General features: G+C 73.7%; 14 protein-coding genes. 5 read left to right on the plus strand and 9 right to left on the minus strand.

Going from position 1 to position 15343, the window contains the following annotated elements:
- Positions 1–433: 433 nt before the first annotated feature.
- A complete protein-coding gene (locus ABZV94_RS20565) occupies positions 434–1636 on the plus strand; it encodes an amino acid deaminase/aldolase (RefSeq protein ID WP_356342107.1) in 1203 nt (400 codons plus the stop codon).
- A gap of 6 nt (positions 1637–1642) precedes the next feature.
- Here ABZV94_RS20565 and ABZV94_RS20570 read toward each other — a convergent pair whose 3' ends face one another.
- From ABZV94_RS20570 to ABZV94_RS20580, 3 genes are read right to left on the minus strand one after another with little or no spacing between them, the layout of a single operon-like run.
- Complete coding sequence (locus tag ABZV94_RS20570; RefSeq protein WP_356342109.1) at positions 1643–2425, minus strand: 3-oxoacyl-ACP reductase; 783 nt, start codon at positions 2423–2425, stop codon at positions 1643–1645.
- On the minus strand, positions 2422–3795 hold the full coding sequence (locus ABZV94_RS20575) for an aldehyde dehydrogenase family protein (protein WP_356342111.1): 1374 nt from the start codon (positions 3793–3795) through the stop codon (positions 2422–2424). Before ABZV94_RS20575 ends, ABZV94_RS20570 begins: the two co-directional genes overlap by 4 nt.
- 11 nt (positions 3796–3806) lie before the next feature.
- The gene (locus ABZV94_RS20580; protein ID WP_356342113.1) at positions 3807–5165 is read right to left on the minus strand and encodes a glutamine synthetase family protein; all 1359 of its coding nucleotides are present in this window, start codon (positions 5163–5165) and stop codon (positions 3807–3809) included.
- A gap of 97 nt (positions 5166–5262) precedes the next feature.
- On the opposite strand from ABZV94_RS20580, the gene ABZV94_RS20585 reads away from it, so the two are divergent.
- Together ABZV94_RS20585 and ABZV94_RS20590 are read left to right on the plus strand one after the other, a co-directional pair.
- Complete coding sequence (locus tag ABZV94_RS20585; protein WP_356342115.1) at positions 5263–6000, plus strand: FCD domain-containing protein; 738 nt, start codon at positions 5263–5265, stop codon at positions 5998–6000.
- A gap of 64 nt (positions 6001–6064) precedes the next feature.
- Positions 6065–6751: a gamma-glutamyl-gamma-aminobutyrate hydrolase family protein gene (locus ABZV94_RS20590; protein WP_356342117.1), complete on the plus strand. Its 687-nt coding sequence runs from the start codon at positions 6065–6067 to the stop codon at positions 6749–6751.
- A 35-nt stretch (positions 6752–6786) separates the two neighbouring features.
- Here the strand turns inward: ABZV94_RS20590 and ABZV94_RS20595 are convergent, their stop codons facing one another.
- The 5 genes from ABZV94_RS20595 to ABZV94_RS20615 all read right to left on the minus strand — a co-directional run bounded on the left by ABZV94_RS20595 (position 6787) and on the right by ABZV94_RS20615 (position 12517).
- A complete protein-coding gene (locus tag ABZV94_RS20595; RefSeq protein WP_356342119.1) occupies positions 6787–7704 on the minus strand; it encodes a LysR family transcriptional regulator in 918 nt (305 codons plus the stop codon).
- A 143-nt stretch (positions 7705–7847) separates the two neighbouring features.
- Positions 7848–8567, minus strand: a complete 720-nt coding sequence (locus ABZV94_RS20600) for a helical backbone metal receptor (RefSeq protein ID WP_356342121.1) — start codon at positions 8565–8567, stop codon at positions 7848–7850.
- A 90-nt stretch (positions 8568–8657) separates the two neighbouring features.
- Positions 8658–9230: a helix-turn-helix domain-containing protein gene (locus tag ABZV94_RS20605; protein ID WP_356342123.1), complete on the minus strand. Its 573-nt coding sequence runs from the start codon at positions 9228–9230 to the stop codon at positions 8658–8660.
- A gap of 403 nt (positions 9231–9633) precedes the next feature.
- Positions 9634–11448, minus strand: coding sequence for an ABC transporter permease/substrate binding protein (locus ABZV94_RS20610; protein WP_356342125.1), 1815 nt, complete (start codon positions 11446–11448; stop codon positions 9634–9636).
- Positions 11441–12517, minus strand: a complete 1077-nt coding sequence (locus ABZV94_RS20615) for a glycine betaine/L-proline ABC transporter ATP-binding protein (RefSeq protein ID WP_356342127.1) — start codon at positions 12515–12517, stop codon at positions 11441–11443. Before ABZV94_RS20615 ends, ABZV94_RS20610 begins: the two co-directional genes overlap by 8 nt.
- A 155-nt stretch (positions 12518–12672) precedes the next feature.
- Between ABZV94_RS20615 and ABZV94_RS20620 the strand changes: the two genes are divergently transcribed.
- A complete protein-coding gene (locus ABZV94_RS20620; protein ID WP_356342129.1) occupies positions 12673–13593 on the plus strand; it encodes a 5'-3' exonuclease in 921 nt (306 codons plus the stop codon).
- Between the two features lie 110 nt (positions 13594–13703).
- Entirely contained in the window at positions 13704–14552 is an 849-nt protein-coding gene (locus ABZV94_RS20625; RefSeq protein ID WP_356342131.1) for a siderophore-interacting protein, read from the plus strand.
- A gap of 127 nt (positions 14553–14679) precedes the next feature.
- On the opposite strand, the gene ABZV94_RS20630 is transcribed toward ABZV94_RS20625, so the two are convergent.
- Positions 14680–15261, minus strand: coding sequence for a GNAT family N-acetyltransferase (locus tag ABZV94_RS20630; RefSeq protein WP_356342133.1), 582 nt, complete (start codon positions 15259–15261; stop codon positions 14680–14682).
- Positions 15262–15343: the final 82 nt, after the last annotated feature.

The raw sequence follows: 15343 nt of genomic DNA on the forward strand, positions 1-15343 counted from the left end.
GGGTGCGGGCCGCGCACCGCGCGGGGTGAAGACCGACGGCTCCTCGTCGGGGTCGTCGTCCGGGCGGGGCGGGACGGAGGGCGTCGGCGGGCGCTGGGCCGGGGGTCCCGGGGGAGTCGACGGGCGTCGCGGGATCGGGGCGTGGCGGGCTCCCGTGCTCATGCACCCCCCGTTTCCTCGTGCCCGGGCCGTCTCCTCGTACGCGGGCCGGTCTGCTCCTCGGCTGCGCCCGGTGTGGAAGCTCCTCCCGGGCACGCATACCCGTACGGCCGGACCGGCATCCCGGTTCACGTGGTGGCCGGACGCGTTCCGCCGTACGTGCGCGTCACTCTACGGGTTGTCCGGGAGAGAAGGAGAACCAGTCCACGAGCCAGGGGCATCTGCCCGGAACGTCCCCCTACCCTGCGGTAATCCTGTCTGGCAGGCTTCCGTCATGACTGCGCGCGCCGCCGACCGGGCCCGTTACGACCGGGCCACCGCCCATCTCGACGCCCCTCTCGCGATCGTGGACCTGGACGCCTTCGACGCCAACGCGGACGACCTGGTCCGCCGTGCCGGGGGCAAGCCCGTGCGGGTCGCCAGCAAGTCGGTCCGCTGCCGGGCCCTGCTGGAACGCGTCCTGGCCAAGGACGGCTTCCGGGGCATCATGTCGTTCACCCTGGACGAGTCGCTGTGGCTCGCGCGTTCCGGGTTCGAGGACGTCCTGCTGGCCTATCCGTCGGCGGACCGCGCCGGCTTCGCCGAGCTGGCCGCCGACCCCAAGCTGGCCGGTGCCGTCACCGTGATGATCGACGATCCGGCGCACCTGGACCTCATCGACGCGGCCCGCGACGGCGGGCGCGAAGTCGTGCGGGTGTGCCTGGAGTTGGACACCTCGCTGAAGCTGCTCGGCGGCCGGGTCCGGGTCGGCGCCCGGCGCTCGCCGCTGCACTCCCCCGCCCAACTCGCCGAGCTGGCGCGGTCGGTGGCCCGGCGGCCGGGCTTCCGGCTGGTGGGGATCATGGCGTACGAGGGGCACGTCGCCGGGGTCGGGGACGCGGTCGCCGGGCGGCCGCTGCGCTCGCGGGCGATCCGGCTGATGCAGGCCGCCGCCCGGCGGGAGCTGGCCGAGCGGCGGGCCGCGGTCGTGCGGGCGGTCCGGGCGGTCGTCCCTGACCTGGAGTTCGTCAACGGCGGCGGCACCGGCAGTGTGCAGCACACCGCCGCCGAGGACGCGGTGACCGAGATCGCGGCCGGTTCCGGGCTGTACGTGCCGCGCCTGTTCGACAACTACACGTCCTTCACCGGCCGCCCCGCCGCCCTCTTCGCCCAGCCGGTGGTCCGGCGGCCCGGCGTCGGCGTCGTCACCGTGCTCGGCGGCGGCTACCCGGCCTCCGGCGCCGCCGGCCCCGACCGGCTGCCGGTGCCGTATCTGCCGGAGGGGCTGAGGTACGACCCGCAGGAGGGTCCCGGCGAGGTGCAGACCCCGCTGCTCGGCTCGCCCGCCGACGATCTGCTCATCGGCGACAAGGTGTGGTTCCGGCACGCCAAGGCGGGCGAGCTGTGCGAGCGGTTCGACACCCTGCACCTGATCGAGGGCGACACGGTGACGGCCGCGGTGCCCACTTACCGGGGTGAGGGGCGCACGTTCCTCTGAGCCGCCCTAGAGGGGGGTGACGTACGCGCCGGCGATCCCGCCGTCCACCAGGAAGTCGGTGGCGTTGACGAAGGAGGAGTCGTCGCTGGCCAGGAAGGCGACGGCGGCGGCGATCTCCTCGGCCTCGGCGAACCGGCCGACCGGGATGTGGACGAGGCGGCGGGCGGCCCGCTCCGGGTCCTTGGCGAACAGCTCCCGCAGCAGCGGGGTGTTGACCGGGCCGGGGCACAGCGCGTTGACCCGGATGCCCTCCCTGGCGAACTGCACGCCCAGTTCGCGGGACATGGCGAGGACGCCGCCCTTGGAGGCCGTGTAGGAGATCTGGGAGGTGGCCGCGCCCATCCGCGCCACGAACGACGCCGTGTTGATGATGGACCCCTTGCCCTGGCGGCGCATGTAGGGGATGGCGGCCTTGCAGCACAGGTAGACGGAGGTGAGGTTGACCTCCTGGACGCGCTTCCAGGCCTCCAGGCCGGTCTCCAGGATGGAGTCGTCGTCGGGCGGGGAGATGCCGGCGTTGTTGAAGGCGACGTCGACGCTGCCGTAGGTGTCGTACGCGGCCCTGAACAGCGCCTCGACCTGCTCGGGGTCGGTGACGTCGGTCTCCACGAAGAGCCCGCCGACCTCGTCGGCGGCGGCCTTGCCGCGGACCTCGTCGACGTCCGCGCAGACGACGTGGGCGCCCTCGGAGGCGAGCCGGCGGGCACTGGCGAGTCCGATGCCGCTGCCGGCCCCGGTCACGACGGCGGTACGGCCGACCAGGCGGCGGCAGACACTGTTGTCGGTCACTGTGCGGGGACCTCCGTGCTGAGGAAGACGTTCTTGGTCTCGGTGAAGGCGGTCAGGGCGTCGGGGCCGAGTTCCCGGCCGAGGCCGGACTGCTTGTAGCCGCCGAACGGGGTCCAGTAGCGGACGCTGGAGTGGGAGTTGACGGACAGGTTGCCCGCGCGGACGGCCTGGGACACGCGCAGGGCGCGGCCGACGTCCCGGGTCCAGATGGAGCCGGACAGGCCGTAGGGGGTGTCGTTGGCGAGGCGGATCGCGTCCTGCTCGTCGGTGAAGGGGAGCAGGACGGCGACCGGGCCGAAGATCTCCTCGCGGGCCGCCGGGCTGTCGTGCCGCTCGCCGGTGAGCACCGTCGGCGGGAACCAGAAGCCGGGGCCGGCGGGGGCCTTGCCGCGCAGGGCCGGGGCGTCGTCGGGGACGTAGGACCGTACGCGCTCCAGCTGCCGGCCGGAGATGAGCGGGCCCATCTGGGTCTTCTCGTCGGCCGGGTCGCCCACGACCACGGCGGCCAGCGCGTCGGCGAGGAAGGCGCGGGCCTCGTCCAGCACCGCCTCCTGGACCAGGACGCGGGTGCGGGCGCAGCAGTCCTGGCCGGCGTTGTCCAGGAAGGAGAAGGGGTCGAGGGCGGCCTGGAGGTCGGCGTCGGCGAAGACGACGTTGGGGCTCTTCCCGCCGAGTTCGAGGGTGACCGGTTTGACCAGGCGGGCGCAGCGCTCCATGACCTCGCGGCCGGTGCGGGTGGAGCCGGTGAACACGATCTTGGCGACGTCCGGGTGGTCGACCAGGGCGCGCCCGGCGGTGTCGCCGTGGCCGGGCAGCACCTGGAAGAGGTGCTCGGGCAGGCCCGCCTCCAGGGCCAGCCCGGCGAGGCGGAGCGCGGTGAGCGGGGTGGCCTCTGCGGGCTTGAGGAGGACCGCGTTACCGGCCGCGAGCGCCGGGAAGGAGCCCCAGGCGGCGATGGGCATGGGGAAGTTCCAGGGGGCGATGACGCCGATGACGCCCAGCGGTTCCTGGAAGGTGACGTCCCAGCCGCCGGGGACCGGGATCTGCCGGCCGACCAGGCGCTCGGCGCCGCCTGCCGCGTACAGGAGCAGGTCGCGGGCGTTGCCGGCCTCCCAGCGGGCGTTCGCGACGGTGTGGCCGGCCTCGCGGACCTCCAGCTGGGCGAGTTCCTCGGTGTGGGCGTCGACCACGTCGGCGAAGCGGCGCAGCAGCCGGGCCCGGTCGGCGGGGGCGAGGGCGGCCCAGCGGGTCTGGGCGCGGGCGGCGCGGGCGACGGCGGTGTCCACGTCGTCGGCGGTGGCGGCGGGGACGGTGGCGACGACCTCCTCGGTGGCGGGGTCGAGGACGGTCAGCTCGTTCGGGTCGGGCACGGGGTGACCTTTCACAGGCGTTCGAAGGAGCGGCGCAGCTCCCAGTCGGTGACCGCGGCGTCGAAGGCCTCCAGCTCGACGCGCGCCATGTTGCGGTAGTGGGCGACGACCTCGGCGCCGAACGCCGCCTCGGCGATCGGGCTGTTCTCCCACAGGTCGGCGGCCTCGCGCAGGGTGGTCGGCACGTGCGCGTAGTCGGCGGTGTAGGCGTTTCCGGGACAGGGCTCGGGCAGCTGAAGCTTCTGCTCGATGCCGTGCAGACCGGCGGCGACGAGCCCCGCGACGGCGAGATGCGGATTCACGTCCCCGCCGGGCAGGCGGTTCTCGAAGCGCAGGGAGCGGCCGTGGCCGACGACGCGCAGGGCGCAGGTGCGGTTGTCGTGGCCCCAGGCGACGGCGGTGGGGGCGAAGGAGCCCGGCTGGAACCTCTTGTAGGAGTTGATGTTGGGGGCGTACAGGAGGGAGAAGTCGCGGAGGGCGGCGAGCTGTCCGGCGAGGAAGTGCCGCATCACCTCGGACATGCCGTCGGGTCCGGCCATCGCGTTGGTGCCGTCGGCGTCGGCGAGCGAGAGGTGGATGTGGCAGGAGTTGCCCTCGCGCTCGTTGTACTTGGCCATGAAGGTGATCGAGACGCCCTCCTGGGCGGCGATCTCCTTGGCGCCGGTCTTGTAGAGGGCGTGCTGGTCGCAGGTGCGCAGGGCCTCGTCGTAGCGGAAGGCGATCTCGTGCTGGCCGGGGTTGCACTCGCCCTTGGCGGACTCGACGGTGAGGCCGGCGCCGGCCATGTCGTTGCGCAGGCGGCGCAGCAGGGGCTCGATGCGGCCGGTGCCGAGGATGGAGTAGTCGATGTTGTACTGGTTGGCGGGGGTCAGGCCCCGGTAGTTCGCGTCCCAGGCCTGCTCGTAGCTGTCCTTGAAGACGATGAACTCCAGCTCGGTGCCGACCTGGGCGGTGTAGCCGTGCTCGGCGAGCCGCTGGAGCTGGCGGCGCAGGATCTGGCGGGGGGCGGCGGCGACCGGGGAGCCGTCGTTCCAGGCGAGGTCGGCGATGAGCAGCGCGGTGCCGGGGTGCCAGGGGACGCGGCGCAGGGTGGACACGTCCGGGTGCATCGCGAAGTCGCCGTAGCCGCGTTCCCAGGAGGACATCGCGTAGCCGTCGACGGTGTTCATCTCGGTGTCGACGGCGAGCAGGTAGTTGCAGCCCTCGGTGCCGTGGTGCAGGACCTCGTCGAGGAAGAAGCGGGCGGCGAACCGCTTGCCCTGGAGGCGCCCCTGCATGTCGGGGAAGGCCAGGACGACGGTGTCGATCTCCCCGCTCGCGACCAGGGCGTGCAGTTCCTCGACGGCGAGCGGGGGTGTGCGGTCTGCCACGGGAGAGCCTCCTTCGGCGCCCTCGCGCCTTTTTCGGCCGGGCCGGGAGCCCTAAGGTATTGCCGGGAACCATTGGTTGGGAAGGGGGTGCGGCCGGATGTCGCAGCGGACGCGGGCGAGGGCGGTGGACGACCGGCTCGCTCCGGTGCTGCGGCCGGTGCGGGCGGGCAACGGCTTCGAGGAGGCGCTGGAGCAGATCCTCCAGGTCGTGCGGCTCGGCCTGGTGCCGGCCGGCGAGCGGCTCCCGGCCGAGCGGGAGCTGGCCGAGCGGCTCGGGGTCAGCCGGGTGACGCTGCGCGAGGTGCTGAAGGTGCTCCAGGACCAGGGCCTGGTGGAGGCGCGGCGCGGGCGGTACGGCGGAACGTTTGTGCTGCCGCGCCCGGACGCGGGCGGCGAGGACGAACTGCGGCGCCGGATCGCCGAGGCCGACATCGAGGACGTGCTGCGCTTCCGCGAGGTGCTGGAGGTGGGCGCGGCGGGGCTGTGCGCGGCGCACGGTCTGGCACCGGAGCGGGCGCGGCGGCTGCGGGAGGCGCTGGACCGCACCCACGAGGCCCCGCTGACGGACTACCGGCGGGCGGACACGCTGCTGCACCTGACGCTGGCCGAACTGTGCGGTTCGCCGTCGCTGACCGCGCAGTACGCGGCGGTCCGGGCCACCGTGAACGACCTGCTGGACTGCATCCCGCTGCTGGTGCGCAACCTGGAGCACTCCCAGCGGCAGCACACGGCGCTCGTGGAGGCGGTGCTGGACGGGGACGCGGACGGGGCGCGGGAGATCGCACGCGAGCACTGCGCGGGCACGGCGGCGCTGTTGCGGGGCTTCTTGGCGTGAGCGGCCCGGAAAGGCGATCACCTGAAAGGTGGTCAGGGAAACCTTTGAAGCTCGGGAGGGCGACATGACCGTACGGCCGCTGATCGGTGTGAGCACGTATCTGGAGTCCGGTGCGCGCTGGGGGGTGTGGGAGCTGGACGCGGTGCTGCTGCCGGCGGGCTATCCACGGCTGGTCCAGCGGGCCGGCGGGCTGGCCGCGCTGCTGCCGCCGGACGCGCCGGAGCAGGCCGCGGCGGCGGTGGCCCGGCTCGACGGGCTGGTCGTCGCGGGCGGCCCGGACGTCGACCCGTCCCGGTACGGCGCCGAGCGCTCGCCCCGCACCGGGCCGCCCGCGCCGGAGCGGGACGCCTGGGAACTGGCGCTGATCGACGCGGCGCTGGCGGCGGGTGTGCCGCTGCTCGGCGTGTGCCGGGGCATGCAGCTGCTGAACGTGGCCCTCGGCGGCACGCTCGTCCAGCACCTGGACGGGCACGCGGAGGTGGTCGGCGCCTTCGGCGAGCACCCGGTGAAGCCGGTGCCGGGGACGGTGTACGCCGGGATCGTGCCGGAGGAGGTGAGCGTGCCGACGTACCACCACCAGGCGGTGGAACGGCTCGGCGAGGGGCTCGTCCCGTCGGCCTACGCGGCGGACGGCACGGTGGAGGCCGTCGAACTCCCGGCCGACCGGGGGTGGGCGCTGGGGGTGCAGTGGCATCCGGAGATGGGCGAGGACCTCCGGGTGATGGCGGCGCTGATCGCTGCGGCGGGCTGAGCACCGCCCGGCGTTCGGCCGCGCTTCCGGGCGCCTCAGCCTCGGGTCAGGGACAGCAGTTCGCGGGCCGGGCCCGTGGGCCGGTGCCCTGTCGGCCACACCGCTCTCAGGTCCCGGCGGAGGGAGACGCCCTCGACCGGGATGCTCACCAGGCGCCGCATCCCCAGCTCCTCCCCCACCGCCAGTTCGCTGAGCACGGAGGGGCCCGCGCCGCTGACGGCGGAGGCCTTCACCGCCGTCGTGGAGGACAGCTCGATCAGCGGGCGGGCCAGGCCGCCGAGGGCCGCGTCCAGGACCTGGCGGGTGCCGGAGCCCCGCTCGCGCAGGATGAGCGGGGTCGCGGCCAGTTCCGCCGCCGTCAGGGGCCGTCGGCGGCGGGCCCACGGGTGGGCGGGCGCGGTGACGACGATCAGCCGGTCGCGGGCGATGACGGTGGAGTCCAGGCCCGTGGGCACGGTCAGCCCCTCCACGAAGCCCAGGTCCGCCTCGCCGGCCAGCAGGAGTTCCGCGACCTTCGCCGAGTTCCCGGCGAGCAGCGAGACCGCCGTGTCGGGCCGCTCGGCGTGCAGCGCGAGCAGCCAGCCGGGCAGCAGGTACTCGGCGATGGTCATGCTCGCCGCGACCCTGAGCCGCGAGTCCCGCCGGTCCCGCAGTGCCCGCGCGCCGGCGTCGAAGGCCGCCGCCGCCTCCACCACCCGCCGGGCCCAGTCCGTGACCAGGGCGCCGGCGTCGGTGAGCCGGGAGCCGCGCGGTGAGCGGTCGACCAGGGCCACGCCCAGCTGCCGTTCCATGGAGCGGATCCGGCTGCTGGCGGCCGGCTGGGTGATGCCGACCTCGCGTGCCGCCGCGCCGAGACTGCCCAGCCGCGCCACGGCGAGCAGCAGCTCCAGCGCGGCGAGGTCCGGTACCCGGTGCGCCAGCGATTCCGTGTGGTGCCCCTCCGCCTCGCTCATAAGACCAGCTTATGCCCTGCGCCGCTGCCGACCGGCTCCCGGCCGGCCGTCAGCGATCGGGCCAGGGGCCTCCGTGGCCTCCGGGCTGCTCGTCCCCGTGACGGCGCCGCTCGTGGCGGCACGGGGCGCGGAGCGCGGCCTGCTCAGCGGCGTGCTGCTCGCAGCGCCCCGGCCAGCACCCGTGGCGCTTCCGTCAGGGACGGGCCGTACCAGGTCAGATGCCGTCCGCTGACCAGGGCGCAGGGCAGCCCCCGGAACGCCTCGGGGCCGTCGTCGGCGGTGAAGCGGTACGGCTCGTCGGGCAGGACCACCAGGTCCGGCTCTCGTGCGCGCAGTTCGTCGAGGGGGACCCGGGGATAGCGCTCGGGGTGGTGCGCGTACAGGTGGTCCACGCCGAGGCGGGCGAGGACGTCCCCGGCGAAGGTGTCCCGGCCGAGGACCATCCAGGGGCGCCGCCAGATCGGTACGACCGCCGTCCGGCGCCGCGCCGGCTCGGGCAGGCCCGCCCAGACCTCCTCGGCCTCGGCCAGCCAGCCGGGGCGGCCCGGCGCACCGCACGCGCCGAGCACCCGGTCCAGCTCGGCGAGGGCCTGCGGCACGCTCCGCACCCTGGTGACCAGCACCTCCAGTCCGGCCGCGCGGAGGGCGTCGAGGTCGGGCGCGCGGTTCTCCTCCTCGTTGGCGACGACCAGGTCGGGGGCGAGCGCGATGATCCGCTCCACGTCCGGATTCTTCGTACCGCCGATCCGGACGACGTCCAGCTCCTCCGGGCGACTGCACCATCCGGTGGCACCGACGAGGGCTCCGGGCAGGGTGACGGCCACCGCTTCGGTGAGCGACGGGACGAGGGAGACGACGCGCACTACCCGGCTCCGGCGACCGGCCCCGAGGGCACCGCGGACGGCGGACGCACCCGCACCCGCTTCATCCCGTGACCCCCTTCCGCCGGCCCCTCAGCGGGACCTGTCGTGCACCGCCTCGATGTGCTCCGCCACCGCCACCACGATCACCCTCGTGTCCGGCACCGTCGCCCGCCACCGGTGCCGTACCCCGCCCGTCAGATACAGCGTGTCGCCGCGCCCGAGACGGTACGCGCGCCCCTCGGCCTCGATCTCCACCGCGCCGTCGGCGACGTACATCAGCTCGTCGTTGCGGTGCTGGAACTCGCGGCCGGCGTCGTGGTCGCCGGTGAACTCGGAGGCGTGCAGCTGGTGGTGGCCGCGCACCAGGGAGCGGGTCCGCGGGTCGAAGTCGCCCTCGGCGACGGCCTCGGCGCGGACCACGTCCACGCTGGCGGCCGGGTCGGCGGCGGCGAGGAGTTCGACGGCCGTGGTGCGCAGGGCGTCGGCCAGTTTCTCCAGGGAGGTGCGGCTGGGGCGGGCCCGGTCGTTCTCGACCTGGCTGAGGAAGGGCACCGAGAGGCCGCTGCGCTCGGCCACGACGGCGAGGGTCAGCTCCAGGGCACGGCGGCGCCGCCGGACGGCCGCGCCCACCCGCACGGGCTGCTGCTCTTTGTGGTCGCCCATCGCTCCGGCTCCCTCCCTCGCTCGTGCCGCTCTCCGAGTGCCCGCTGCGGGGCACACCTCTTCCGATGACTTCTCTGCACCCTACGCATGTTCGGCAAACCGTTTCACGTGGCTGTCACATCCCTGACACTGTCGTGATCCCCGACCCTCACGGTTCGCGCCAGTGCCCGGGGACCGGGGAGCGGTCCGGGACCAGGTCACCCCGGAGGATGAACAGGCCGTCCAGCTGGGCCGGGTGCCCGGGCACGGGCCATGGTTCCTCACGCGGTGTGATTGGCCTGAACCTTCCCGTGGGCGGAAGTCCAGGGAGAGACCCGGGGAGACCGCGAGGGGCGGGCGGCACCGGACGCGTGTCGGCGTCCGGCGGCGCCCGCCCCTCGGGAGGCGGTCCGGGCCGGTCAGGTCACCCGGCCGCCTGGCTCGTGGTGTCCTCCTGGGTGACCGGGGCCCACTTGTCGACGAGGCCGGGGTGCTGCCGCAGCCAGGCGCGGACGGCGTCCTGCTCCTCGCCCTCGCCCGCCTTCTGGATCCGCGCCTCCAGGCCGGTCAGCTGCTCCTCGGTCATCGAGAAGTCCTTCAGCCACTGGCCGACCTGCGGGTTGTCGGCGGCGAAGCCCTTGCGGGCGAGGGTGTGCACGCCGTCGCCCTCGCCCCAGGCGCCCTGGGGGTCCTTCAGCTTCTTCAGGTCGTAGTCGCTGTACGCCCAGTGCGGCGACCACAGGGTGACGACGACCGGCTGCTTCCTGGCGTAGGCGCGCTTCAGCTCGGCGAGCATGGCGGGCGTGGAGCCGTCGACCACGTCGTAGGTGCCCTGAAGGCCGTACCCCTTCAGCACCTTGTTCTTCAGCAGGCCCATCATGCCGGCGCTGGGCTCGATGCCGATGATCTTGCCGTGGAACTCGGACGCGTGGTCCTTGAGGTCCGCCAGGGAGTTCACGTCCTTCACGTACGACGGGACGCTCAGCTCCAGGGACGTGGGGCCGTACCACGTGCCGAGGTCGTCCAGCCGCTCGCCGTACTTCGCCCAGTACTCGGCGTGGGTCGTGGGCAGCCAGGAGTCGGTCTGGAAGTCGAGCCGGCCGGTGGCGAGGCCGGTGTAGAGCGGGCCGGCCGCGTACTGCGTGGTGGTCACCTTGAAGCCGCGCTCCTCCAGCAGTTCCTTCCAGAGGAAGGTGGAGGCGATGCCCTCGTCCCAGGGGATGTAGCCGATGCGGATCTCCTTGCCCTTGCCGATGTCCGCGCCGGAGGCCTCGGAGGTGCCGGCGGAGGAGCCGAAGATCCCGAGGCCGCCCGCGACCAGGGCGAGGACGACCACGCCGACGACGGCGACGGCCGGGCGCGGACGGTACGACCACGCGCGCGTGCCGGTCTTCGCGGCGGCCCTGCGGCCCAGCGGGGACAGCCGGGTGCCGAGCGCGCCGGTGACGCGGTCCAGGTAGATGGCGAGGACGACGATGGCGACGCCCGCCTCGAAGCCGTAGCCGATGTCGAGCCGGCCGATCGCCTCGTTGACGGCGCCGCCGAGGCCTCCGGTGCCGACCATGCCCGCGATGACCACCATGGACAGGCCCAGCATGATCACCTGGTTGACGCCCGCCATGATGGTCGGCAGCGCGAGCGGGAGCTGGACGCGCCACAGGATGTTCCGCGGGGTGGTGCCGAACGCCTCGGCCGCCTCGACCAGTTCGGCGTCGACCTGGCGGATGCCCAGTTCGGTCATGCGGACGCCGGGGGCGAGCGCGAAGATCAGGGTGGCGACGACACCGGCGGCGGTGCCCAGGCCGAAGAAGAGCATGGCCGGGATCAGCAGCACCATCGACGGCATGGTCTGGAGCAGGTCCAGGACCGGCCGTACGGCGGCGCCGACCGCCCTGGACCGGGCGGCCCAGATGCCCAGCGGGAGGGAGATCACCAGGGCGATCACGGTCGCCACGAGGACCAGGGCGAGGGTGGACATGGCCCGGTCCCACAGGCCGAGCGAATCGACCAGCGCGAAACCGGCGAAGGCGAGGACACCGGCGAGCAGGCCGCGCAGCCACCAGGCGAGCACGGCGAGAATGCCCGCCATCAGCAGCGGCTCGGGGGCGGCGAGCACCGCGTCGATGCCGTCGTACATGCCCTCCATGACCGCCCTGACGGCGTCGAAGAGCCAGGAGAGGTGGCCGACCAGCCAGTCGACACCGGAGTCGACCCAGTCGCCGAGGTGGATCCTAGGCACGGCCGGTCACCTTCCCCCGCGGGTTGTCACAGGGCGCGGGTCCGGCCGTCTCCTCGCCGAGGAAGCCGACCAGCCGCTGCCTGGGGACGACACCGACGACGCGGTTCGCCTCGTCCACGACGGAGACGCGGTGGGACAGCCGGGCGCTGATCGCGCACAGCTGGGTGAACGGGGTCTCGCGGGTCGCGGTCTCGCAGCCGCACAGCGGGGCGTCGGCCGTGACCGAGGTGTCCATGAGGGCACCCGCCGTCAGGACCCGGGACCGGTCGACGTCCTGGATGAAGGAGGCCACGTAGTCGTTCGCGGGGCGCAGCAGGATGTCCTCGGCGGTGCCGGTCTGGACGATGCGGCCGTCGCGCATGACGGCGATGCGGTCGCCGAGCCGCATGGCCTCGTTGAGGTCGTGGGTGATGAAGACGATGGTCTTCTTCAGGGTCTTCTGCAGTTCCAGCAGCTGGTCCTGCATGTCGCGGCGGATCAGCGGGTCCAGGGCGCTGAAGGACTCGTCCATCAGCAGCACGTCGGCATCGGTGGCGAGGGCGCGGGCGAGGCCGACCCGCTGCTGCATGCCGCCGGACAGCTCGTCGGGCCAGGAGGCCTCCCAGCCGGCCAGGCCGCACAGGGCGAGCGCCTCGTCGGCACGGCGCTCGCGCTCGGCGCGGGGCACGCCCTGCACTTCCAGGCCGTAGGCGGCGTTGTCGCGGACGCTGCGGTGCGGGAACAGCGCGAAGTGCTGGAAGACCATGCTGATCTTCCTGGCGCGCAGTTCGCGCAGCTGCCGGTCGGTGAGCGCGGTCAGGTCCCGGCCGTCGAAGCGCACGGTGCCCGCGGTCGGCTCCAGCAGCCCGTTGAGCGTGCGCAGCAGGGTGGACTTGCCGGAGCCCGACAGCCCCATGACGACGAAGATCTCGCCGGCCTCGACGCGGAAGGACGCGTCGATCACGGCGGCGGTCGTGCCGTCGGCGCGCAGCTCCGTCCGGTCGGCGCCCCCGCGCAGGCGTTCCACTGCTTCGTCGGGTCGTCTGCCGAACACCTTGTACAGGTGCTCCACCTCAAGCCTGGCTGACACGCGGACCTCTCGTCTGGCGGGGACTGGACAGAGGCCGCGCCTCCCCAGGCCGGCCCGGGTCAAACGCGCGAGTGGCCGGGTTCACGGCGATGCGCGTGACGCAACGTGTTCCGGGGCCGGGGGCCGCTGTCGGTGCCGTGCGGCATGATGCGTGCGTGACCGGACGACTCATGCTTCTCGACACCGCCTCGCTGTACTTCCGCGCCTACTTCGGCGTCCCGGACTCCGTGAAGGCGCCGGACGGCACGCCCGTCAACGCGGTGCGCGGGCTGCTGGACTTCATCGACCGGCTGGTCAAGGACCACCGTCCGGAGCACCTGGTGGCCTGCATGGACGCCGACTGGCGCCCGCAGTGGCGGGTGGACCTCATCCCCACCTACAAGGCGCACCGGGTCGCCGAGGAGCACGAGGGCGCGCCGGACGAGGAGGAGGTGCCGGACACCCTCGCCCCGCAGGTTCCGGTGATCGAGGACGTGCTGGACGCCATCGGGATCGCCCGCGTCGGGGTCGCGGGGTACGAGGCGGACGACGTGATCGGCACGTTCACCGCGCGGGCCGAGGGCCCGGTGGACATCGTCACCGGTGACCGCGACCTGTACCAGCTCGTGGACGACGAGCGCGGGGTCCGGGTGCTGTATCCGGTGAAGGGCGTCGGCACGCTCCAGCTGACCGACGAGGCCGCGCTGCGCGAGAAGTATGGCGTCGACGGGCGCGGGTACGCGGATCTGGCGCTGCTGCGCGGCGATCCGAGCGACGGCCTGCCGGGTGTGGCCGGCATCGGCGAGAAGACGGCGGCGAAGCTGCTCGCCGAGTTCGGCGACCTGGCCGGGATCCTGGCGGCGGTCGACGATCCGCGGGCAAGGCTCACGCCGTCGCAGCGCAAGCGGCTCACCGAGGCCCGGCCGTACCTCGCGGTCGCGCCGAAGGTGGTGCGGGTCGCCGACGACGTGCCGCTGCCGGACGTCGACACGGCCCTGCCGCGCACCCCGCACGACCCGGCGGCACTGGAGGCACTGACGCACCGGTGGGGCCTCGGCGGCTCCTTGCAGCGGCTGCTGCACACCCTCGGGGAGTGAGGCCGGCCATATTCCGGCAAAGGGATCTCCTCGCGCGCTCATCGAAGAGGTGGTGCGGCGCAACGAGGTGCTAACTTAGGTAACCCTAACCAACACCGCAGGAGGCCGTGATGGCAGAGCGTCCGGGTCGAAAGCCGCGCAAGCCCCATACCGCCCAGGTGGTGCGCACCGAGCGGCTGACCCCGCACATGCAGCGCGTGGTGCTCGGTGGCGAGGGCCTGGCCGGATTCGCCGCGGACACCTGCACCGACCACTACGTGAAGCTGCTGTTCGGGGCCGCCGGCGTCACCTACCCGGAGCCCTTCGACCTGGAACGGATCCGCGCCGAGTTCCCGCGCGAGCAGTGGCCGGTCACCCGGACCTACACCGTGCGCGCCTGGGACCCCCGACGGCTCGAACTGACCCTGGACTTCGTCATCCACGGCGACGAGGGCCTGGCCGGTCCCTGGGCCCTGCGCGCGCGCCCCGGCGACACCGTGCGCTTCATGGGCCCCGGCGGCGCGTACGCGCCCGACCTCCAGGCCGACTGGCATCTGCTCGCCGGGGACGAGAGCGCGCTGCCCGCCATCGCCCGCGCCCTGGAGACGCTGCCCTCCGGTGCCCGGGCACACGCGTTCATCGAGGTCTCCGGCCCCGAGGAGGAACAGAAGATCGACAGCGGGGTACCGGTCGTCTGGCTGCACCGCGGGGACCGGCCGGTCGGCGAGGCCCTGCTGGAGGCGGTGCGCGGGCTGGAGTTCCCCGAAGGCAGGCCGCACGCGTTCGTGCACGGCGAGGCGGGCTTCGTGAAGGAGCTGCGCCGGCTGCTGCGGGTCGAGCGCCAGATCCCGCGCGAGGACCTGTCGATCTCCGGTTACTGGCGGCTCGGCCACAACGAGGACGGCTGGCAGGCCTCCAAGCGGGAGTGGAACGCCCGGATCGAGGCGGAGCAGGAGGGCGGCACGGCGGCGGCCGCCTGAGCGACGCCGGGACGGCGGCATCCGGGAAGGGTGCCGCCGCTCTCGTACGCCCGGTGTCCCTGTCCCCCTGCGTCCCCCTGCGTCCCCCTGCGTCTCCCTGCGTTCCCCTGCGCGGACCGGGTGCGGATCAGTCACCCCGGACGCGCGCGTGCAGATGCATGTCGTGCCAGCCGTCCTGGTGGAGGTAGGCGCTGCGCTTGGTGCCCTCCAGGGCGAAGCCGGCCTTGCCCGCGACCCGGCACGAAGCGGGGTTGGCGAGCGCGTGCATCAGTTCGAGGCGGTGGAAGCCGACCTCCTCCAAGGCCCAGTGGGTCAGCGCCGTCGCGGCCCGCAGGGCGACGCCGCGGCCCCGCGCCCCCGCCACTGTCCAGTACGCGATCTCGGCGACACCGTCGCCGAGCAGGATCTGGCGCAGCGCGACCCGCCCCAGCAGCGCGTCCGTGTCCTCGTCCACGACGGCCCACTGCGCGTCGCGCTCGTCCGCCCACCCGCTCCGCCACTGCGCGATCCAGTCGGCGGCCTCTGCCGCGGAGTCGCAGGACCGGCCGTGCCACTGGCGCAGCACCGGGTCCTGGAAGGCCGCGTGCACGGCATGCGCGTCCCCGGCCCGCCACGGGCGCAGGAGCATGCCGTCGGCGGCGGGGAGGGCGGGCTGTGGGGCACGGGCGAGGGTGCCGGGGGCGAGGACGGGGCTGGTGAGAAACGGCATGATCCCTATCCTGCCGAGTGCGGGGCCGGCGGACCCCCTTCTGCCGACGGCCACCGGGGTGACCGTCCCCCGTACCCTTGAC

This window comes from Streptomyces sp. NPDC004658 (genome assembly GCF_040609555.1).
Classification (GTDB): domain Bacteria; phylum Actinomycetota; class Actinomycetes; order Streptomycetales; family Streptomycetaceae; genus Streptomyces.